This is a genomic window from Oscillibacter ruminantium GH1 (assembly GCF_000307265.1).
Classification (GTDB): domain Bacteria; phylum Bacillota; class Clostridia; order Oscillospirales; family Oscillospiraceae; genus Oscillibacter; species Oscillibacter ruminantium.
Genome location: NZ_DF158898.1, coordinates 145,889 through 166,195, shown reverse-complemented (window position 1 = coordinate 166,195; position 20,307 = coordinate 145,889). Strand labels below are relative to the sequence as shown.

Annotated in this window: 19 protein-coding genes and 1 other annotated feature; of the genes, 2 read left to right on the top strand and 17 right to left on the bottom strand. The window is 57.6% G+C overall.

Annotation, left to right across the window (positions count from 1 at the left end):
- Window positions 1-145 precede the first annotated feature (145 nt).
- The 16 genes from ON16_RS08540 to ON16_RS08470 all read right to left on the bottom strand — a co-directional run bounded on the left by ON16_RS08540 (window position 146) and on the right by ON16_RS08470 (window position 13,721).
- The gene (locus ON16_RS08540) at window positions 146-1,009 is read right to left on the bottom strand and encodes a 4Fe-4S binding protein (RefSeq protein WP_040661276.1); all 864 of its coding nucleotides are present in this window, start codon (window positions 1,007-1,009) and stop codon (window positions 146-148) included.
- Window positions 991-1,131, bottom strand: coding sequence for a CD1871A family CXXC motif-containing protein (locus tag ON16_RS15915; RefSeq protein WP_162829300.1), 141 nt, complete (start codon window positions 1,129-1,131; stop codon window positions 991-993). Before ON16_RS15915 ends, ON16_RS08540 begins: the two co-directional genes overlap by 19 nt.
- Entirely contained in the window at window positions 1,128-1,265 is a 138-nt protein-coding gene (locus ON16_RS15775) for a hypothetical protein (RefSeq protein ID WP_158441610.1), read from the bottom strand. Before ON16_RS15775 ends, ON16_RS15915 begins: the two co-directional genes overlap by 4 nt.
- A complete protein-coding gene (locus tag ON16_RS08535) occupies window positions 1,262-1,690 on the bottom strand; it encodes an RrF2 family transcriptional regulator (protein ID WP_040661275.1) in 429 nt (142 codons plus the stop codon). The genes ON16_RS15775 and ON16_RS08535 overlap by 4 nt, the downstream gene beginning before the upstream one ends.
- On the bottom strand, window positions 1,687-2,610 hold the full coding sequence (locus ON16_RS16250; protein ID WP_274531950.1) for a rhodanese-like domain-containing protein: 924 nt from the start codon (window positions 2,608-2,610) through the stop codon (window positions 1,687-1,689). The genes ON16_RS08535 and ON16_RS16250 overlap by 4 nt, the downstream gene beginning before the upstream one ends.
- 206 nt (window positions 2,611-2,816) lie before the next feature.
- On the bottom strand, window positions 2,817-3,638 hold the full coding sequence (locus tag ON16_RS08520) for an EFR1 family ferrodoxin (protein WP_040661274.1): 822 nt from the start codon (window positions 3,636-3,638) through the stop codon (window positions 2,817-2,819).
- Window positions 3,639-3,676: 38 nt separating this feature from the next.
- Window positions 3,677-3,886, bottom strand: coding sequence for a hypothetical protein (locus ON16_RS08515; protein ID WP_051131639.1), 210 nt, complete (start codon window positions 3,884-3,886; stop codon window positions 3,677-3,679).
- Window positions 3,887-3,910: 24 nt separating this feature from the next.
- On the bottom strand, window positions 3,911-6,229 hold the full coding sequence (locus ON16_RS08510; protein WP_040661272.1) for an ATP-dependent Clp protease ATP-binding subunit: 2,319 nt from the start codon (window positions 6,227-6,229) through the stop codon (window positions 3,911-3,913).
- A gap of 61 nt (window positions 6,230-6,290) precedes the next feature.
- A complete protein-coding gene (locus tag ON16_RS08505; protein ID WP_040661271.1) occupies window positions 6,291-7,097 on the bottom strand; it encodes a CvpA family protein in 807 nt (268 codons plus the stop codon).
- Between the two features lie 67 nt (window positions 7,098-7,164).
- Window positions 7,165-8,346, bottom strand: coding sequence for a DUF5711 family protein (locus ON16_RS08500; protein ID WP_040661270.1), 1,182 nt, complete (start codon window positions 8,344-8,346; stop codon window positions 7,165-7,167).
- Window positions 8,339-9,094 carry a tRNA pseudouridine(38-40) synthase TruA gene (gene truA / locus ON16_RS08495; RefSeq protein ID WP_040661269.1) on the bottom strand — a complete coding sequence of 252 codons (756 nt, stop codon included), beginning with the start codon at window positions 9,092-9,094 and terminating at the stop codon, window positions 8,339-8,341. Before truA ends, ON16_RS08500 begins: the two co-directional genes overlap by 8 nt.
- Before the next feature lie 143 nt (window positions 9,095-9,237).
- Complete coding sequence (locus tag ON16_RS08490; RefSeq protein WP_040661268.1) at window positions 9,238-10,134, bottom strand: hypothetical protein; 897 nt, start codon at window positions 10,132-10,134, stop codon at window positions 9,238-9,240.
- Window positions 10,135-10,165: 31 nt separating this feature from the next.
- A complete protein-coding gene (locus ON16_RS08485) occupies window positions 10,166-10,969 on the bottom strand; it encodes an energy-coupling factor transporter transmembrane component T family protein (protein WP_040661267.1) in 804 nt (267 codons plus the stop codon).
- Window positions 10,963-11,829: an energy-coupling factor transporter ATPase gene (locus ON16_RS08480; protein ID WP_040661266.1), complete on the bottom strand. Its 867-nt coding sequence runs from the start codon at window positions 11,827-11,829 to the stop codon at window positions 10,963-10,965. The genes ON16_RS08485 and ON16_RS08480 overlap by 7 nt, the downstream gene beginning before the upstream one ends.
- A 25-nt stretch (window positions 11,830-11,854) precedes the next feature.
- On the bottom strand, window positions 11,855-12,703 hold the full coding sequence (locus ON16_RS08475) for an energy-coupling factor transporter ATPase (protein WP_040661265.1): 849 nt from the start codon (window positions 12,701-12,703) through the stop codon (window positions 11,855-11,857).
- Between the two features lie 154 nt (window positions 12,704-12,857).
- Complete coding sequence (locus ON16_RS08470; protein WP_040661264.1) at window positions 12,858-13,721, bottom strand: class I SAM-dependent methyltransferase; 864 nt, start codon at window positions 13,719-13,721, stop codon at window positions 12,858-12,860.
- A gap of 217 nt (window positions 13,722-13,938) precedes the next feature.
- Window positions 13,939-14,182: a binding site (T-box leader), on the top strand.
- 65 nt (window positions 14,183-14,247) lie between these two features.
- Here ON16_RS08470 and ON16_RS08465 point away from each other — a divergent pair.
- Window positions 14,248-15,537 (top strand): O-acetylhomoserine aminocarboxypropyltransferase/cysteine synthase family protein, encoded by a 1,290-nt coding sequence (locus ON16_RS08465; RefSeq protein ID WP_040661263.1) that lies wholly within the window; start codon window positions 14,248-14,250, stop codon window positions 15,535-15,537.
- A gap of 51 nt (window positions 15,538-15,588) precedes the next feature.
- Window positions 15,589-16,530 (top strand): homoserine O-acetyltransferase MetA, encoded by a 942-nt coding sequence (gene metA / locus ON16_RS08460; RefSeq protein ID WP_040661262.1) that lies wholly within the window; start codon window positions 15,589-15,591, stop codon window positions 16,528-16,530.
- A gap of 229 nt (window positions 16,531-16,759) precedes the next feature.
- Here the strand turns inward: metA and ON16_RS08455 are convergent, their stop codons facing one another.
- Complete coding sequence (locus ON16_RS08455) at window positions 16,760-20,257, bottom strand: DNA polymerase III subunit alpha (protein WP_040661261.1); 3,498 nt, start codon at window positions 20,255-20,257, stop codon at window positions 16,760-16,762.
- Between the last annotated feature and the right edge of the window lie 50 nt (window positions 20,258-20,307).

Sequence of the window (20,307 nt, the reverse complement as noted above, 5' to 3'; positions counted from 1 at the left end):
ACAAACTAATTTGCGCATAACTCTTGACACTACCTTCCGCGTTCCGTGATAAACTCACACTGCTGACAAATTTTTCTTTTTAGCATCAGATTCTCTGCACAACACGTTCTAAGAAAAACCGCCGTCCATGGGGACGGCGGTTTCATCAGTTCTTCTTTGATTTTCCAAAGCCGGACACAATGGCGTGGGTCGGACAGACCTCTTTACATAGTCCGCACCGAATGCATTCGGCAGAATTGATGTTTTGAACCACATTCACACCCATTTTGCAGGCTTTTTCGCATTTTCCGCAGTGTACGCAGGCATGTTCATCCACCCGCATCTGATAGGCGCTGAAATGGTTCAACAGCCCGTAAAACGCTCCCAACGGGCAGAGATACTTGCAAAACGGGCGGTACAGCAGAACCGACCCAACCAGCACTAACACCAAAATTCCCATTTTCCATGAAAACAGGAATCCGGCGGCAGAGCGCAGGCTCTCGTTGGCCAACAACAGCGGGATTCCTCCCTGCAGCGTCCCGGCGGGGCAGATGTACTTGCAGAAGACCGGATCGCCAATGCCGAAGGCGTCCGTCAGCACCGCCGGCAAAATCAGCACAGCGGCCAGCGCAGCATATTTGCCCCAGCGCAGTGTTTGGTCCAGTCGGCGCGGTATTGTTGGCTTGGGCGTACGGATCTTATGCAGCAAATCCTGCACAAAGCCAAACGGGCACAGAAAGCCGCAGATCAGCCGTCCAAACAAAACGCCGAACAGCAGCAACACACCAAACACATAATAGGACACATTTTTTGTCCGTCCGCCGATGACCGCCTGCAGCGAGCCGATGGGACACGCTCCAGCGGCTCCCGGACAGGAATAGCAGTTCAGTCCCGGCACACAGATGCGTTTTGTGCTTCCCTGATAAATGCTCCCCGTAAAAAAGTTGGGAATATGAGGATTGCTCAACAGCGTTGCCAGCGCTTGGATCAAGTGTCTTTTTCCTTGTTTCATCAGCCGATACCAATACATTCCAGACAGATGTTGACTGCCTTTTGCCGCACTTCGTCAGGCTCGCCAATAAAAATTCCAACGGCGATCAGAATAATTGCCGCCGCAAAAATCGCGGCAGTGACATACTTGCGCGTTCTCATACAGGAACACATGTCCCGTCGTACATGCCCCAAGTCTTTTCTGCCAGCGCGGCAGATTTCCCCCGCTTTTCCAGAACGCCCCCCAGCATCTTTTCCGTCTTTTCAAGCCCCAGAATGATCGCATTGCATTTCATTTTTGATCCTTCTTTCTTGCAAATATGGTCTGATTGATCCCGCCCACCGTCATATTCGCCAGCCGCCGGCGGCAGGCCTCGTTCATGTCGGCGTATAAACCGTCCATAACATTGCCCATTCCTGAAGAAATCAGGCATTCCCGGTCAATCGCTCCCGAGCGCCAATTCATCGTAATCGGCTCTTCGTCCAGCGCGTCCAGAACCCGATCCAAGGACAGTTCCGCACTGCCGGGCCGGGACTGGTAGCCGCTTCCTTTCCCCTGAAACGCGTCCACCAGTCCGGCTTTGTGCAGCTTTGTCATGACCTTGCGTACCCGAGCGGGATTCGTGCAAATATTGTCCGCCAGCTCCTGGCTGGAAACCACGCACTCTTTATGGAGCAGGTATACCAGCGCATGGACTGCCAACGAAAATTCCGCCGTCATGCCGCCGCCTCTTCCAGCAGAGAATCGATGATTCTTGCCCAATCCCCTCCACTGCGGGAGCCAACATAGGACTGGCCCACAAGATTCCCCGCGCTGTCCACAAAAATGGTCTCCGGCACGGCGCTGACTGATTTCAGTTTGGCGGACACCAAATCCACGGAGGGCAGCAGGTGGGGATAGTCCGCGCCGGTCTGGGCGACCAGCGCCTGCGCCGTCTCGACCATCTCGGGAGAATACGTCCCGTCGTCTCTTTGGGAAACGTCTGCCACGATTCCAACGATCTGTACGCCGCGCTCCGCATAGTCAGCTGCCAGCTGCCCCAGCTCCGGCATTTCCCGCAGGCAGGGGCCGCAGAAGGTGGCCCAGATGTTAATCATGGTCAGCCGATGATCCGCAAAGATACTTTCATCCTCCGCGACGCCGTTCAAATCATAGGTGGCAAAGGAAGTCAGTGTCCCCTCCTTTTTCTCCGTCTGATAGGCTCCGCTTTCCGTTTCATAGGTCCAGTCCTGAATACCGCCAAAATCGGACACATTGGTATAACCCATGCCCACCAGCTTCTGTGCGGCCTGTGCACTGCGGTTTCCGCTGCGGCAGTATAGAAGAATCTCCGTATTCAACACGGGAATCGCGGCCAAAGGCTCCGTGCCGATCTCCTCATTGGGAATCAGAATCGCACCGGGAATGTGATTTTCGGCATACTCCTCCGCAGTCCGCACATCCACCACGACAATGGGGTCGCCGCTGTTCATGCGGGCATACGCCTCCTCGGCGGTAATGTTCACCACACCAATAGACTCTTCGGCACTGCCGGACGTCTGTGCGCCCATGCTTCCGGTAGCAGTCTGTCCGTTGGCGCCGCAGGCGCTCAAAAGCAGCAAGAGGGCAAGGCCCAGCAATAATCCTGTTTTTTTCATCATGACTTCTCCTTCATTGCAATCATAGCGGTTTATTAATGTAATCGTTATGGTTACATTAATATATACCATACTCCGCCTTGCATTGCAATAGCTTTTTTCAAAATTCTGACCGGTCAAGGCAAAAAGCAAGCGAGAGGCGGTGTCTCTCGCTTGCTTTCCTATGTAATTCTTCTCAATTGACAGTTCGCAGATTTTCGGCTTTCGCCTTAGAAAAACAATTGGCTTTCTGCCCGACGGGTGTAATTGGTTTCCAGCATGTCCTTGTGGGACAAAAACGCCGGGTCATCGAAATATTTGGCGCCTGTGGGACACTTCACCACACAGGCCTGACATTTAATGCACACGCCGGGTACGCTGGAAACATCCGCCGGGTCGATGGAACCCATGGGACACACCGCCGCGCACAGCCCGCAGTCCGTACACTTGTCCGGATCGGTCTGAGGCTTTGCCTTCAGGAATTTGGCGGGCTGACCGTCGGTTCCCAACGGCGTATAATAGGGTGCGGCAGGATCACCGGAAACCTGAACAGGGGCCGGAATCTGCGTCAACCCTTTTATCTTTACAGCTATATCTTTTCCAAAACGCTCCGCCTGAGCAAAGTCCTCTTCGTCAGGGCGGCCCGCAGCCAGCTTGGTCGCAAAGGCGTGCTGGCCCACAAAGGCGGCGGCGGCCACGGTGTGGAATCCGTGGGCCTCCAGCTCCGCGCAAAGCTCGGCCAGAGAGTTGTCAAAGTTCCGGTTGCCAAACAGCACCACCGGCACTGCCAGCGCACCGTTTCCCGTCAGCTTCGTCTGGAAATAGGGCAGCATCTTGTTGGGAATGCGCCCCGCATAGGTGGGTGTTCCCACAACCACCAGATCCGTATCTGTAAAGGAAATATCCTTTTCACGCTCCGCCGGGGATGAAATATTCACAGTTTCCAACGGCTTCCCCAGTTCGCGCGCCAGCCCTTCCGCCACGGCTGTGACGACCTTCTCCGTGGTACCTGTCGCGCTGTAATAGACCACCCGGACTTTTTCGATCTCCATATCCGCTTTCCCCTCTTTTTCTATTTTTAGGTTCGCTCTCAGAGCGAAAAATCCTCTTCCTTCAACCGCGTCGTCTCCAAGGTCGCGGGCCGAGGCGGCATCCGCTTCAGTGGATCGTACCGGAATTTGCGGCAGCTGCTCTCCATCGGGACGATTCCCTTTTTCACACAGGCCACTTCCCGTTCGTTGATCTGCGCACCCTGCCGGCAATATGCGCATCGCGGGTCAATATCTTTTCGGAACAGCACGAAAGTCACCTTCCTTTACAGTGCTTACAAAGCATAGAGTTTCACTTTTTCATCTTCCACCGTCGCCCGAATTTGAGAGATGGGGTGCTCAAAGCTGTCGATCATCTGGGCGGCCATGGGGTCCTCCAGCTCTTTCTGAATGGTGCGCCGCAGATTGCGGGCGCCATAGGTCACGGAATAGGACTTGTGCGTGAGATAAGCCAGCAGTCCGTCGTCGTAGGTCAGCGTCACGCCCTTGTCCTTTAAGGACGCGGTCAGCTCCTCCAGCATAATGCGGGCAATGGACTGGAAATTCTCCTCGCTGAGGCGGTTAAAGCAGATCACCTCGTCCACGCGGTTGATGAACTCCGGGCGGAGGAACTGCTCCAGCCCCTTCATGGCCTTCGCCTTGTCCTGCTGTCCGGCGGTGCGGTCAAAGCCAACCGTCCCCTCCTTGGTGGCACTGCCGGCGTTGGAGGTCATGACGATCACGGTGTTTTCAAAGTTGACCTTCCGCCCATGAGAGTCGGTGATCTCGCCGTCATCCAGAATTTGCAGTAAAATATTCAGCACATCCGGATGCGCCTTTTCGATCTCGTCAAACAAAACCACGGCGTAGGGCTTACGGCGGATTTTTTCCGTCAGCTGCCCCGCCTCGTCATAGCCCACATATCCCGGGGGAGAGCCCACAATGCGGGAGACGGAGTGCTTTTCCATAAACTCGGACATATCCAGCCGGATCAGGCTGTCCGGCGTGTTGAACAGGTCGGTCGCCAGCTGCTTCACCAACTCCGTCTTTCCCACGCCCGTGGGACCGACAAAGATAAAACTGACGGGCTTGCGCTTGGGGCTGATGCCCACTCGGTTCCGCCGCACAGCGGCAGTGACGGACTCCACCGCGGCGTCTTGTCCCACGATGTGGGATTTCAGACGGCTATCCAACTGGCTCAAGCGCTGGAACTCCTGCTCCCGGATGCGGGAGGCGGGAATTTTCGTCCATAGTTCAATGACATGGGCCAGATTTTCCATGGCAAGCTGAGGGTCGCCCTTGTCCAGCAGAACCTGCAGCTCAGAGCCCAGCTGCGCACGCTTGCTCTTCAAAAACGCCATCCGCTCATAGTCTGGCTCCGCGCCGTCATCGGCGGCCAGCTCCTCCAGCATGGCGTTTTCCTTTTCATAGTCCTCCAGCTCCCGCTGAATCTCCATGCGGCGGGAGATGTTCGGGTCTTTCAAATTCAGATCGGAACAGGCCTCGTCAATCAGGTCGATGGCCTTGTCCGGCAGGAAACGGTCCGTAATATACCGCTCGGAGAGCAGCACCGCCTGACGCAGAATGCCGTCGCTGAGTTTCACGCCGTGGAACGCCTCATACTTCGGAGCAAGCCCCTTCAAAATCTGGATGGAATCCTCGATAGACGGCTCGTTCACCGTCACCGGCTGGAAGCGCCGCTCCAGCGCCGTGTCCTTTTCGATGGACTTGCGGTACTCGGTAAAGGTGGTGGCTCCAATCACCTGAATCTCGCCCCGGGAAAGGGCGGGCTTCAAAATGTTGGCGGCATTCATGCTGCCCTCCGCATCCCCCGCGCCCACGATGGTGTGAACCTCGTCGATCATGAGGATGATGTTCCCCAGCCGCTTTACTTCGTCAATCAAGCCCTTCATCCGGGACTCAAACTGGCCACGGAACTGCGTACCCGCCACCAAGGCGGTCAGGTCCAGCAGATAGACCTCCTTCTCCCGCAGCTTAAAGGGAACCTGCCCCGCGGAAATGCGCTGGGCCAAGCCCTCGGCAATGGCGGTCTTGCCAACGCCCGGCTCGCCGATCAGGCAGGGATTGTTCTTCTGGCGGCGATTCAGAATCTGGATCACCCGCTCAATCTCCTGTTCCCGGCCGATCACCGGGTCCAGCTTGCCGTTTTTGGCCCGCTCCGTCAGATTCAGGCAATAGCTCTCCAGATACTTGCGCTTTTTGTCGCCCTTGTGTTCCTTGTCCCGGTCCGCCCGGGCAGAACTGCCCTCGGACTGCTCATCGTTCCGGGACGAGGAGTCGCCATTGAACAGACGGTTCAAAAACGGGAAGGTGGCAGTTTTGCCCTCTTCCTCATCCGTGTCCGGATCTTCCTCCTTGGGCAGATCCTCCACGTTCTCCACGCCGTCAAACGCCTGAAGCATCTCATTGTTCAGCGTGTCCAAATCGTCGTCGGAGATCCCCATCCGCTTCATCATATCGTCCACCTGAGGCAAGCCCAGTTCCTTCGCGCACTTCAGGCACAGGCCCTCGTTCACGGTGTTCTCGCCGTCCAGCCGGGAGATGAACACCACGGCCACATTTTTTTTGCATCTTGAGCAAAGTTTCGGTTGCATCGTATACCTCCAGAATTACAGTGGGCGTCCGGGACGCCGTGCGCAGTCACTGCGCGGAAAGTCAATAGAAAAGCAAGTCCAAAGGACTGTGGCTTGTGAAAAAACTCAGTAACCGGGTCTGGGCCACGATCTCCGTGTCGAAAGAGACGCGCAGACAGCGCAGCAGCCAAATCGCCAGGAAGATCAGCAGCACTCCCTGAATCAGACCCACCACAGCGCCGCCCAATCCATTCAGCAGGTGAACGCCCGGCAGCTTCATCGCGATATCCAGCGCCCTTGCCACCAAGTGGAGCAGGAGCGACAGCACCGCAAAGGACAGGGCAAACAAAACCATGTACACGAAGGACTCCATCACACTGTCCACCACGGCCATGGCGAGGGAAACGCCGGTGTCCCGGACCTTTTCCTCCGCCCGGTCCGAAAGGGATTTCGTCAGGGTATCGTCCCAGCCCATCAGCTTCAGCAGCTCTCCCGCCTGCAGGCGGGTCTGCGCGCCGCTGTCACCCAAAGCACCGGAGGAATCCGCCGCACTGGCGGAACCGGCGGAACCGGACGGCGACGAAGCCTCCGAAGAAGGCGGACTGATCTCCGGCTGCATGGGAACCACAGTCTCTTCGCCTCCCTGCGAGGGCGCGCTGCCGTTCATGGCGTCGTCCACCCGCTGCGTGACAGTATTTTCAATCACGGGGCGAAGCAGATTCGTGGCAATCGGGGTCAGCTCCCGGGCAACAAACATGGCTCCCGTCAGGGCGAGGATCACCATCAGCAGCCCCGCAACCGCTCGAAACAGGCCGCGCCATGCCCCATAAATCAAGAAGCCCAGCAGCACAGCTGCGACAATACAGTCTATTATAACAGCTGTTTGCATGTTTGCCTACCTCCCCACCCGTAAATAATTTGTGAATTCAGCTGAAATATCGTCCAAAAATGCACGTTCATGGCAAAAATCTCACTGCTTTCTCCGATGCCATCAGCAGAGCGGACCCGTCACTTCCCACCAGTGCTTCCCGGGCATAATCCGTTCCCGTGAGGGAGGCATACTGCTCCAGCTGGGGTGTGTAGATCGCCAGCTTGTCGGCATACAGCACCGCAATATACCGCCCGGAGGCGGAGATACTCAAAACTTCCTCACTGACATCGAGCGAGGCGATCTCCTGTCCGTCGGCCCCCACCGTCACCAGTCGGGCCACGCTTCCGGACTGATAGCGGTTCAGCAGCAGCACCGCATAGTTCTCGCCCTGAAGATCGTACTCCCGCAGATAGGACCCTCCATAGGAATACGAGGCCGACAGCTCCCGGTCTGAAGCACTGAAGTACAGTCCGTCGTCGCAGACCATGGTGAGGCTGCCGCCCACGGCTCCCATATCGTAGCACATGCCGCTGCCCACGGGCCAAGATGCCACCGGATCGGTAGCCGTCAGATCATAAAGCACCACATTGGATGCAAACGCCCCGCCGGACTGGCCCAGCGTCACTGCCGCCAGATACTTTCCGTCGTCGGTCGCATAGGCGTTGGAAACAAAACGCTCGGAGGAGTTGAAGGCAAACAGCGGATTTCCAGCCGAATCATAGACGGAGACAGCCGCCTTATAGTTCTGCTTTCGGGCAGTCACCGCCAGCTCGCCGCTGCTGTTCAGGGTTGCGGAGAGATACGGCTCTGTCTCGTCGGCGCTCACCTGATAAACAAGCCCCGCTTGATCCAGCACATACAGCTGCGTACCGCCCACATCGTAGGCCACAGCCCGGTCCCCCACGGCGCTTAATGCCGGGGATTCCATTTTCACAGAGGCAGACCAGAGCGTATTTCCGTTTCCGTCCACCAGAGACAGTGCCGTGTCCGACAGTACCACCAGCGTATTCCCCAGTTTTGCAAAGCGGTTGCTGGAGGACGCGTCGTAAACGTATCCTGTGGACCCGTCTCCCTCGCTTTTGCCATAGGCAAAGTAACGGTGCAGAGCGTCCAGCCCCGTACCGTCCCTCCATGCGGCGGCAAGAACCACCAGCAGCACCGCCAGAAGCAACAGGAAAAAGATCAGGAAGCTGCGCAGACGGTGGCGTTTGATCGGAAGGTCTTCCTCGTCATCATCATTCCAAATATCTTTCGTTCTATTAGCCATTGAGCTGTTCATCCTCATACCAAAGTCTCGTCAGGTACAATCCGCCCGGCGGCGCGGTGGGTCCCGCAGCGCTGCGGTTCCGTCCCTCCAAAATCGCGGGGATATCCTCCGGGGTGAATTTCCCCTCCGCCGCGTACAGCACCGTTCCGGTGATGGCACGCACCATATTATACAAAAAGCCGTCGGCGCAGACCTTCAATTCCAAAAGGTCCCCCCTGCGGGATACATCGCAGTAATAAATCGTGCGAACGGTGGTTCTCGTCTCCGTCCCCACGCTCCTCACCGCCGCAAAATCGTGGGTTCCCACGAACATTCCCGCCGCCCGGTTCAGAAATTCCTCGTCCAGTTTCTTGGGGTAAAAATAAGCCCGATTCACATAAAAAGGGTTTTTAAAAACAGAGTTGTAAATGCGATAGGTGTATTCCTTTTTGATGCAGGACCCGATGGCGTTGAAATCCGGGTCCACTTCCAGCGCCTCTTTCACGGCGATGCTCTCCGGCGTGTGGGTGTTGATAGCAAAGGGCAGCCGATCCACTGGAATGCGGCTGTCTGTGCGGAAATTGGCGACATACCGCTCGGCGTGGACTCCCGCATCGGTGCGGCCGCAGCCGGTGAGATGCACCGGCCCCCCACAGACCTCCGCCAAGGCTTTTTCCAGCGTCCCGCAGACGGAGACGGCGTTTTTCTGCACCTGCCACCCGTGGTAGGCGGTGCCGTTATACATCAGTTTCAGGGCAATGTTGCGCATAGCAGTCAAAACTCCTTATTTGGGACAAGTCGGTGTTGGATCGGCGGAGGCGCGGTACTCCAGCCGAAAAAGGAACTTCGCGCACAGCAGACGCGGCACCTTCTGTTTGGTAAAAAACACAGCCGCCGCGCGGGCGTCCTCCTTCACGAAACTATCGGTGGAATGCTCTGTGGGAGAACGCTTCCCCCGTGTTCTGTGATGGAGGTGGATTCCAGTGGAAATTCATAGGAAAGCCCGTCCTCTCCGGTGCAGGCAAAGGTCAGGGACACTTCGTCTCCGCTCTGACACACCAGCGCATTGTCCCACGGCTGAGGGCCATAGAGGTACTGTCCCGACTCATCCTCCACGGCGGCAAGCTGCTTTATCCGTTCACCGTTGCAGTACAAACGGAACGATGCGCTCTTAACCTCCGCCGGTTTGCTCCCGTCCAGCACGGAGACGCGACAGTCCGCATTGATGCGCATCAGGCCCACACCCGGCGCCGGCAGCGCCTTGCGAACATAGGTCATACCGCCCTCTTTCACATCCACCCGAAGGGAGGCCAGCATAAACAGAGCGTTGGGATAGTCCCCCAGCCGCTCCTGCGCGTACACGCCGCCGCCCTTCACCAATGCCGACAAGGCAATGCTCTGATCGTCCTGCTGTGATGAAAGAGGCAGTGTCAGTGATCCGCTATAAACGCCGGAGGAATTCCGGGTCAGCGTTTGAGAGGCGGCGGAGCCGCCCCGGGTCACCAACAGCGTCACCGCCGCATCGGGCTGGTCGTCCCACAGCGTCAAGGACACGTCCGCCGTTACCGTTTCCCCCGCTTCGTCCTTTCCCTCGGGCACCAAATCAAAGGTTTTTATCAGCTGAGAGATACTTTTTGGAGACAGGGCGGAAGCGCCCGTCTCCCCGGATGAGGTCTGTGCAGACAGGGCGGGCGCAGTCATTCCCATGCCGCGCAGTCTGCTCCCCTGCCAGATTACCACGCCAATCAGCGCGGCGCACAGCGCCACCGCAATCAATAGCATCCACATCGGCAGCTTTCTGTCCTTCATGCGGCAGACCTCCCTTTTCCGACCTCAGTTTTTAAAATCCGAACCGTCCCAATGCAATCACGCCCGCCGTGACTACCACGCCGCAGACCAGCGTCCAATAATCCCGCGCGGCGTATTTCAAGGGGTTCAGCTTTGTCCGCCCCTCACCGCCGTGATAGCAGCGGCACTCCATCGCCACCGCCAGCTCGTCCGCCCGGCGAAACGCGCTGATAAACAGCGGCACCAGAATGGGGATCAGCGCTTTGGCCTTGTGGAACAGGTTCCCGCTCTCAAAGTCCGCGCCCCGCGCCTTCTGGGCGGACATAATCTTGTCCGTCTCCTCAATCAGCGTGGGGATAAACCGCAGAGCGATGGACATCATCATCGCCAGCTCGTGAACCGGCACATGGATTTTTTTCAAGCCCCCCAGCAGCCGTTCCAGCCCGTCCGTCAGGCGGATGGGGCTGGTGGTGTATGTCAGAAGGAACGTCCCCATAATCAGCAGCATGATTCGCAGCACCATCCGCACCGCCATCGCAATTCCCTGCCGGGAGATGTGGAGGAATCCAAATTGCCACAGATAGTCGCCGGGGGTAAAAAACAGATTCAAAATGCCGGTAAAAAGGATGATAAGCAGTACCGGTTTCAGTCCCCGCACCAGCGCTCTGGCTCCAACTTTGGAAACCCGGGCGCAAATCAAAAAGGCGGCAATCATCACCCCGTAGGTCAGAACCGAGTCCGCGCAGAAAAGGCCCACGATATACAAAACCACCAGCAGCAGTTTTGTTCTGGGGTCCAGACGGTGGGCGATGGTATCGCCGGGAAAATACTGACCCAGCGTGATATCCTTCAGCATCCCGCCGCCCCCTTTCGCAGGGCCATCAACTGCCGTTCCAGCTCCTCGGCGGTGTACACCGCCGGGTCCACGGCAAGTCCCCGCGCTTTCAGCGCCATGGCGACGCGGGTGATCTGGGGCACGTCCAGCCCAGCGGAGAGCAGTTCATCCGCCCGGGAAAAGACCTCCTTGGGCGTCCCCTGCATCAGCACATGGGCGGACTTCAGCACCAAGATGCGGTCCACATTTCGGGCCACCTCTTCCATGCTGTGGCTGACCATGATGACCGTGCCGTTTTTGTTCCGGTGATAGTCCCGGATGTTGGCCAGCAGATTTTCCCGGCCCGCCGGGTCCAAGCCCGCCGTGGGCTCGTCCAAAATCAGCACCTGCGGCTCCATCGCCAGCACACCCGCCAGCGCCACCCGGCGCTTTTGTCCGCCGGAAAGCTCAAAGGGAGACTTTTCCATCTGATCGTCCCGGATGCCCACAAGGCGCGCGGCCTCCCGCACGCAGCGGTCCAATTCTTCCCCAGTTTTTCCCATGTTCATGGGGCCAAAGGCGATGTCTTTATAGACCGTCTCCTCAAAGAGCTGATACTCCGGATATTGGAACACCAGCCCCACCCGAAAGCGCACGTCCCGGATTTTCTTCGGCGCGGCCCAGATGTCCTTTCCGCACAGCAAAATCTGCCCGGAGGTGGGCTTCAAAAGGCCGTTGAGATGTTGAATAAGAGTGGATTTTCCAGAGCCGGTGTGGCCGATAACGCCCAAAAATTCCCCGTCCGCCACGTCAAAGCTCATATCCTCCACGGCGCTGCGCTCAAAGGGCGTGCCGATACCGTAGGTATGGGTCAGGTTCTTGACCTGTAAAATCGGTTCCAATGCTCTTGTTCCTTCCTGTCTGGTTTTATCGCAGCGCCGCTGCCACCGCGTCCGCGCACGCATCCACAGTGAGCGCGTCCAGCGGCAACTCCAATCCGTCCCTGCGCAGGCGGTCCAGCAGATCCACGGTGTCCGGCACCGTCAGTCCCAGATTGCGCAGTTCCTCCACGCGGGTAAAAATCTCCTGCGGGGTGCCGTCCATAGCGACCTTGCCGTTGTCCATGACGACGACGCGGTCCGCGTCCTCTGCCTCATTCATGTGGTGGGTGATAAGCACCACGGTGATGCCCTTCTCCCGGTTCAGCCTGTGAGCGGTGGACAGCACCTCCTGCCGTCCCGTGGGGTCCAGCATGGCGGTGGCCTCGTCCAAAACGATGCAGTCCGGCTCCATGGCGATCACGCCCGCAATGGCAATGCGCTGCTTTTGCCCGCCGGAAAGCAGGTGCGGCGCGTGCTGGGCAAATTCCGCCATGCCCACCGCGCCCAAAGCGGTATCCACCCGCCGGCGAATTTCGGCCGTGGGAACCCCCAGATTTTCCGGAGCGAAAGCCACGTCTTCTTCCACCACATTTGAGACGATCTGGTTATCGGGATTTTGAAACACCATCCCGACCTTTCTGCGGATGTCCAGCAGGCGCGCTTCGTCGGTGGTGTCCATTCCCTCCACGCGCACGCTGCCCGCGGCGGGCAGCAGAATGGCGTTGAAGGTCTTCGCCAGCGTGGATTTCCCGGACCCGTTGTGGCCTAAGACTACCACGAAGGTTCCTTTTTCGATCTTCAGATCCACGCCACGCAGGGCCACCGTGGCCTGCTCCCCCTCCTCCACCGCCGGATAGAGGTATTGAAGGTTTTCCGTTTCCAGAATCGTTGACATATCTATGACTGTTCCTTTCACTTCGCTTCAAGGCACAAAAGGCCACGAAAAGGGATGTCCATAATGTGTATCGTTTTCGGCTGCCGCTGAAGCGGCGAGAAAAATGCACCGCAAAGAAACGAAGTTTGAACCTGTTCAAACTTCTTCCCGCCGCTTATTCGCTGAACCAGCGTCCCGTCGCCCCGCAGGGCAGGCACATTCCCGTTTTTGTCACCGGCAGACCCAGCTCGTCCCACGCGCACTTGCCGCCGTATTTTTCCTTCACCAAAATTCCCAGCAGATATCCCAGCACCGACGGGGCAAGGCCGGTGGTATAGGAATTGATAAGCACGAACAAGGGCTTGTCCGACAGCACGCCCACGCAGAGCTTCACAAAGTCGTAGAGATTCTCCTCCAGCTTCCACACTTCGCCGCCGGGGCCTCGTCCGTAAGAGGGCGGGTCCATAATAATGGCGTCGTAGGTCTTTCCCCGGCGGATTTCCCGCTCCACAAATTTGCCGCAGTCATCCACGATCCAGCGGATAGGCGCATCTTCCAGGCCGGAGAGTTTTGCGTTCTCCTTGGCCCAGGCCACCATGCCCTTCGCCGCGTCCACATGGCACACGCTGGCTCCCGCCTTGGCGCAGGCCACCGTGGCCCCGCCGGTATAGGCGAACAGGTTCAGCACCCGAATGGGCCGCCCTGCGTTTTTGATCTTCTCCATCGCAAAGTCCCAGTTAACGGCCTGCTCTGGAAAAAGCCCGGTATGCTTAAAGTTCATGGGCTTGACCTGAAATGTCAAGTCTCCATAGTGCATTTCCCAGCTCTCCGGAAGCTTTGCCTTTTCCCAGTGTCCGCCGCCGGTTTGGGAGCGGAGATACCGTCCTCCCACCCGTTTCCAGCCGGGATCGCTGTGGTCCGTCTCCCAGATGGCCTGAGGGTCCGGGCGCGCCAAGAGCTGGCCTGCCCAGCGCTCCAGCTTTTCGCCGCCGCCGCAGTCCAGCAATTCATAATCCCGCCAGTTTTCCGCGATCCACATGATGGTTCCTCCGTTTTCTCAGTAAAATCAAATCAATTGTAACATTATACTTCAAAAGCGCCCGCCCCGTCAATCAAGGATTTGGGGGTAAATGCCGCCGCATGTCCGTTTTTCGCGGGCAGGCGGGCCTTCTTTCGTCTTTCCATCGCAAAACGACGCAAACCCGCACAAAAACTTCTTGACTTTTTAAAAACCCATGCTAAAATAGCACCAATATGAAAAGGCAGTGACGGAGAGGGCGGAGACGCGGACCTTTCAGAGAGCCGGCGTTTGGTGCAAGCCGGCAGGGAAACGTCTCCAATGCCTATGGCTCCCGAGCCGAAAGAGCGAACCCGTATAGGGATAGGTCTTTCCGTGTCGCCGCGTTAAGGCAGAGGGCTTGTTGGAGCCTGTGAGAGGCGTGTTTTTTGCACGCAATTTGAGTGGTACCGCGGAAGTTTTCAGTGACTTTCGTCTCAAAGGATGCTTTGAGGCGAGGGTCTTTTTCTTTTGCCTCAAAGTGTCAAACGGAAAGGAGTTCAACACGATGAGCAATCAGAAAATCGAAACCATCTGCGTCCAAGGGGGCTACACGCCCGGCAACGGCGAACCCCGCCAGATTCCCATTGTCCAGTCCACCACCTTCAAGTACGCCACCTCCGAAGACATGGGCAAACTCTTTGATCTGGAGGCCAACGGTTATTTCTACACCCGCCTGCAAAATCCAACCAACGACTATGTAGCGGCGAAAATTGCCGCGTTGGAGGGTGGCACGGCGGCCATGCTTACCTCCTCCGGTCAGGCGGCAAACTTCTTCGCCCTGTTCAACATTGCCTCCTGCGGGGACCATATCGTGGCCTCCTCCTCGATTTACGGCGGTACCTTCAATTTGATCTCCGTCACCATGGCAAAAATGGGCGTGAAATGCACCTTTGTCGCCCCGGACTGCACGGACGAGGAGCTGGAGGCCGCTTTCCGCCCCAATACAAAGTGCGTCTTTGGCGAAACCATCGCAAATCCGGCGCTGACCGTATTCGACATTGAGCGCTTCGCCGCCGCGGCACATGCTCACGGCGTCCCTCTGCTGGTGGACAACACCTTTGCCACGCCCATCAACTGCCGTCCCTTCGAGTGGGGCGCGGACATCGTCACTCACTCCACCACCAAGTATATGGACGGCCACGGCGCCGCCGTGGGCGGAGCCATCGTGGATTCCGGCAAATTCGACTGGCTGGCCCATGCGGAGAAGTTCCCCGGTCTGTGCACGCCCGACGACAGCTATCACGGTGTGACCTATGCGGAGAAATTCGGAAAAGAGGGTGCGTTTATCACCAAGTGCACCGCCCAGCTGATGCGGGACTTCGGCTCTATCCAGTCCCCCCAGCACGCATTCTATCTGAATCTGGGTCTTGAGAGCCTGCACGTCCGTATGGCCCGTCACTGTGAAAACGGGCAGGCCGTGGCGGAATTTTTGAACAGTCATCCCAAGGTGGCCTCCGTCAGCTATTGCGGTCTGCCCGGGGATAAGTACCACGCACTTGCGGAAAAATATCTGCCTCACGGCTCCTGCGGCGTGGTATCCTTTGAGCTGAAGGGCGGACGAGAGGCCGCCGGGGTATTCATGAAGCATTTGAAGCTGGCTGCCATCGAAACCCATGTGGCGGACGCCCGCACCTGCTGCCTCAACCCCGCCACCTCCACCCACCGCCAGATGACCGACGAGCAGCTACTGGCCGCGGGCATTCCCGCAGGGCTTGTCCGCATGAGCTGCGGCCTTGAGAGCAAGGAGGACTTGATTGCCGATATCTCCCAGGCGCTGGATCAGGTGAAGCGTTGAGCGCTGTCTCCGCATTTTCGCATCGCACCGCTTTGAAAGGAGCTATCGGCTTTGCCTATTAAGATTCCAAATCAACTGCCTGCCACCAGCACGCTCACACAGGAAAATATTTTTGTCATGACTGAAACGCGTGCGATCACGCAGGATATTCGCCCCCTGCAAATCCTCCTGCTGAATCTGATGCCCACGAAGGCGGATACAGAAACGCAGCTGGCCCGGGTGCTGGGGAACACACCGCTCCAGATCGAGATGGAGCTGATCGCCCCGGTGGGGCACGTATCCAAAAACACCCCGCAGGAACACATGCTGGCTTTTTACAAGAGCTTTGACGAGGTGCGGGAGCGAACCTTTGACGGACTGGTCATCACCGGCGCGCCGGTGGAGAATCTCCCCTTTGAAGAGGTGGATTACTGGCCGGAGCTGTGCAAGATCATGGAGTGGAGCAAGACCCATGTTCACTCCACGCTCCACATCTGCTGGGGCGCGCAAGCGGGACTTTACTACCATTACGGTATCCCCAAGCGGGCGCTGCCGGAAAAGCTGTTCGGCGTGTTCCGGCACACAGTGGAGGACCCCAACTTCATCCTTTTCCGGGGCTTTGACGATCAGTTTGAGGTTCCTCACTCCCGCCACACCACCGTAGACCGGGAGGATATCGAAGCCGTGCCGCAGTTGAAGGTTTTAGCCTCCTCGCCGGAGGCGGGAGTCTACGCGGTGAAAACCGACGGGAGCCGTCAGATTTTTCTGATGGGCCACGCGGAGTATGACCGGGATACGCTGAAACGGGAATACGAGCGGGACGTATCCACCGGAACCGCCATCCAACTGCCCAAGCATTATTTCCCCGGTGACGATCCATCTCAAACACCCAAGGTCACTTGGCGCTCCTGCGCCAACCTGCTGTACTCCAACTGGCTGAACTACAACGTTTACCAGACATCCCCCTATGATATCCGGGATATTCAGTACGGCAAGCGGACGGAGGATATTTGAATTTCACCTCTCTGATTCCCACAAGTCCTCATATTACCTGCATTTTCCCATAGAAAAGCCCGGTGCGGAGCCTTCCGCGCCGGGCTTCTTATCACATAAGCTGCTGTTTATGCGGCTGTATCAATCGCGTATTGCACTGTCTTGGGCAACACCACGCAAAGAACGCCTTGTGACTCTGCGGTAATGCCCGTGAATTTTTGAAAGGAGCAGGACGGTATTTCACCTTGTCTCACGATTTGACCACCACATTTTCCTCGCCCAGCGTCTCCCGCGCCTCCTGCAAAAGGGCCTGATGGAGCAGCAGCTGCGTGCCGAACACCTTGCGGGTGTCCGCCATCACCAGCTTCACCGGCGTGGTCCCGGGGAACATCTGAAACACCAGCTTCATATGGCGCAGCTGAGGGCTGTCCTTCCCCGGAAATTTCAGGTAGAGAACGCTTCCATCCACCGCCGCTTTTGGTTTCCCGTCGTTGGCGGCGGAAGCCGGGAGCGGCACACCGCTATCTAGCGGCATGGCAGAATCGCACATAATCTGGGGGGCTTTCTCGTCCCGGACAGACAGCTTCCCCTTCACAATCACGGCCTGATTTTCCTGCAAGCACGCGCCGCAGGCATCCAGCGTCCGGGAAAAGCACAAAAGCTCAATGGCGGCGGTGTCATCCTCCACCGTGACGTAGGCCATGAGGGTGTTGCTCTTGGTGGTTTTTGTCTTGCTGGAGGTCACCACTCCGGCAATCGTAACCCGCTGCCCGTCAGAAAAGCGGGTGGGACCGCCCTCCTGCGAAAAATCATCCAAAATGGAGACGATGGAAGGTGCGTTCAGCCGTTTAACCTCCTCACGATACTGATCCATGGGGTGGCCGGAGAGATAAAGTCCGGTAATCTCCTTCTCCATGTTCATCAGTTCCTGCGGAGAGAATTCCGGGATATCCGGCAAATCCACCTCTTTCGACGGCTCCGGCTCCGCGCCGGCTCCCGCCGCCATGGAAAAGAAGTCGATCTGCCCCTCCACATTCTGGCGGCTGGCGTTGGCGATGGAATCCATCACCGTCTCGAACACGCGTATCAGCTGAGAGCGCCTCGCCCCGAAGCCGTCAAACGCGCCGGAACGGATGAGGTTCTCCACTGCCCGCTTATTCATTTCGCTTCCGTTCATCCGGCTGCAAAAATCGTTCAGTGAGGAAAAGGGCCGCTCCTGCCGCTCCCGCATCACCGCCTGTATAAAGCCCCGGCCAATGTTTTTCACCGCGGCAAGGCCAAACCGAATGCCGCCCTCCTCCACGGTGAACGCATCACAGGAGCGGTTGATATCCGGCGGCAGAAGCTGGATGCCCCAATCGCGGCACTCCGTGATATACCCCGCGATCTTGGCGGAGTTGTCCAACACGCTGGTCAGCAGCGCTGCCATATACTCCTTGGTGAAATGGCGCTTGAAATACGCCGTCTGATACGCCACCACGCCGTAGGCCACGGAGTGGGCCTTGTTGAAGGCGTAGTTGGCAAAATCGTAAATATCCTGATAGATGGCCTGCGCCGTGGCCTCCGGGATGCCGTTTGCCACGCATCCCGTAATTTTCCGTTCTGCGTCGCCATGGATAAACGCGCCCTTTTCCCGCTCAATCTGGACGGCTTTCTTTTTGGAAATGGCGCGGCGCACCATGTCCGCCTGACCCAGAGAGTACCCCGCCAGCTGGCGGAAAATCTCAATAACCTGCTCCTGATACAAAATGCAGCCATAGGTGATGGACAGGATCGGTTCCAGCCTTGGATGGAGATAGGAGATCAGCTTTGGATTCTGTGCGCAAGCGATAAACTTTGGAATCGAGTCCATGGGGCCGGGACGGTAGAGGGCAATGATGGAGGAAATATCCTCCAGATTCCGGGGCTTCAGCCCCACGCACACGCCGGTCATGCCGGTGGATTCCATCTGGAACACGCCGATGGTCTTCCCCTGTCCCAACATCTCATAGGTAGGCCGGTCGTCCTCGGGAATGTCCTCCAACCGGAAGCCGGGGTGCTCCGCCTGAACCATTTTCACCGCATCGTCCAGCACGGTCAGGTTCCGCAGGCCCAGAAAGTCCATTTTCAAAAGACCCAGCTCTTCCAGCGTGGTCATAATGTACTGGCAGACCACCGCATCGTCGTTTTTCGCCAGCGGCACATATTCGTACACCGGCTTTTTCGTGATGACCACGCCGGCGGCATGGGTGGAGGCGTTGCGGGGCATTCCCTCCAGCTTCTGCGCCGTGTCAATCAGCGCTTTCACGTTTGCATCGCCTTCATAGAGATCGCTGAGGGGCTTTGAAAGACGCAAGGCGTCCTTGAGCGTAATGTGTAGGGTGTTTGGCACCTGTTTTGCGATGGCGTCCACGTCCGCATAAGGCAGGCCCATCACCCGCCCCACGTCTCGGATCACGCCCCGGGCCGCCATCGTGCCAAAGGTCACAATCTGGGCCACGTGGTCGTCGCCGTACTTACGGCGGACGTAATCCACCACCTCGCCCCGGCGAACATCGCCAAAGTCCATGTCAATATCCGGCATACTGACCCGCTCCGGGTTCAAAAACCGTTCAAAATACAAGCCGAACCGCATCGGCTCGATGTCCGTGATCTCAAGGCAGTAGCTCACCATGCTTCCGGCGGCGCTGCCGCGTCCCGGCCCCACGGGGATTCCAACGCTTTTGGCATAGCGCACAAAGTCGGAGACGATCAGAAAGTAGTCTGTAAAGCCCATCTTTTCGATCATTTCCTGCTCGTAGGTCAGCTGTTCGCGGTACTCCGGGTGGGCGCCGCCGTACCGCTTGGAAAAGCCTTGATCGCACAGTTCTTTTAGATAAGTATAAGCGTCGTACCCCTCCGGCAGCTTGAATTCCGGCAGCTGATACTTGCCGAAGACAAACTCCACATTGCACATCTCGGCAATTTTTCCGGTGTTGTCCACCGCGCCCTCATACCCCTCGAAGAACTGCTGCATCTCCTCTTCCGAGCGGAGGTAGAAGTTTCGTGGCTCATAGCGCATCCGGTTTTCATCCGCCAGCTGCTTGCCCGTCTGGATGCACAGCAGAACATCGTGGGCCTCCGCGTCCTCCTTACGGAGATAGTGAGCGTCGTTGGTGCAGACCATGGGCAGGCCCGTCTCCCGGTGCAGTTTCAAAATCCCGCGATTCACGGTCTGCTGGTCCGGGATGCCGTGGTCCTGCACCTCCAGATAAAAACGGTCCGGCCCGAAAAGTTCCGCCATCTCCAGCGCCACGGCCTTGGCGGTGTCATACTCCCCGTTGCGCAGCCGCCGGGGAATCTCTCCGGCAAGACAGGCGCTGAGGGCAATCAGCCCTCCGCAATGGGCTTTCAGCAGATCCATGTCGATGCGGGGTTTGATGTAGAAGCCCTCGGTCCACGCCATGGACACCATGTAGCTCAGGTTGCGATACCCTTCCTCATTTTCGCACAGCAGCACCAGATGGCGGCTCTCCGCATCGAATTCGTGCTGCTTTTGAAACCGTGTCCGCCCCCTTGGGGTGACATAGACCTCACAGCCGATGATGGGCTTCACGCCCGCGTCTTTACAAGCGCGGTAAAAGTCAATCACGCCGTACATCACGCCGTGATCCGTGATGGCGCAGGCAGTCTGGCCCATGGCCTTTACCACGCTGGGCAGTTCTTTGATGCGGCACGCACCGTCCAGCAGGCTGAACTCCGTATGAACATGTAAATGGGCAAAGGACATGGTTCGCTCCTATTCTTTTAACACTTTTGCATTGCCGTTCTTCCAGCCGA

Coding starts and splice junctions, on each gene's coding strand:
- ON16_RS08540 (WP_040661276.1), bottom strand. CDS start 1,009: ATGTATTGGTATCGGCTGATGAAACAAGGAAAAAGACACTTGATCCAA.
- ON16_RS15915 (WP_162829300.1), bottom strand. CDS start 1,131: ATGAGAACGCGCAAGTATGTCACTGCCGCGATTTTTGCGGCGGCAATT.
- ON16_RS15775 (WP_158441610.1), bottom strand. CDS start 1,265: ATGAAATGCAATGCGATCATTCTGGGGCTTGAAAAGACGGAAAAGATG.
- ON16_RS08535 (WP_040661275.1), bottom strand. CDS start 1,690: ATGACGGCGGAATTTTCGTTGGCAGTCCATGCGCTGGTATACCTGCTC.
- ON16_RS16250 (WP_274531950.1), bottom strand. CDS start 2,610: ATGATGAAAAAAACAGGATTATTGCTGGGCCTTGCCCTCTTGCTGCTT.
- ON16_RS08520 (WP_040661274.1), bottom strand. CDS start 3,638: ATGGAGATCGAAAAAGTCCGGGTGGTCTATTACAGCGCGACAGGTACC.
- ON16_RS08510 (WP_040661272.1), bottom strand. CDS start 6,229: ATGCAACCGAAACTTTGCTCAAGATGCAAAAAAAATGTGGCCGTGGTG.
- ON16_RS08505 (WP_040661271.1), bottom strand. CDS start 7,097: ATGCAAACAGCTGTTATAATAGACTGTATTGTCGCAGCTGTGCTGCTG.
- ON16_RS08500 (WP_040661270.1), bottom strand. CDS start 8,346: ATGGCTAATAGAACGAAAGATATTTGGAATGATGATGACGAGGAAGAC.
- truA (WP_040661269.1), bottom strand. CDS start 9,094: ATGCGCAACATTGCCCTGAAACTGATGTATAACGGCACCGCCTACCAC.
- ON16_RS08490 (WP_040661268.1), bottom strand. CDS start 10,134: ATGAAGGACAGAAAGCTGCCGATGTGGATGCTATTGATTGCGGTGGCG.
- ON16_RS08485 (WP_040661267.1), bottom strand. CDS start 10,969: ATGCTGAAGGATATCACGCTGGGTCAGTATTTTCCCGGCGATACCATC.
- ON16_RS08475 (WP_040661265.1), bottom strand. CDS start 12,703: ATGTCAACGATTCTGGAAACGGAAAACCTTCAATACCTCTATCCGGCG.
- ON16_RS08470 (WP_040661264.1), bottom strand. CDS start 13,721: ATGTGGATCGCGGAAAACTGGCGGGATTATGAATTGCTGGACTGCGGC.
- ON16_RS08465 (WP_040661263.1), top strand. CDS start 14,248: ATGAGCAATCAGAAAATCGAAACCATCTGCGTCCAAGGGGGCTACACG.
- ON16_RS08455 (WP_040661261.1), bottom strand. CDS start 20,257: ATGTCCTTTGCCCATTTACATGTTCATACGGAGTTCAGCCTGCTGGAC.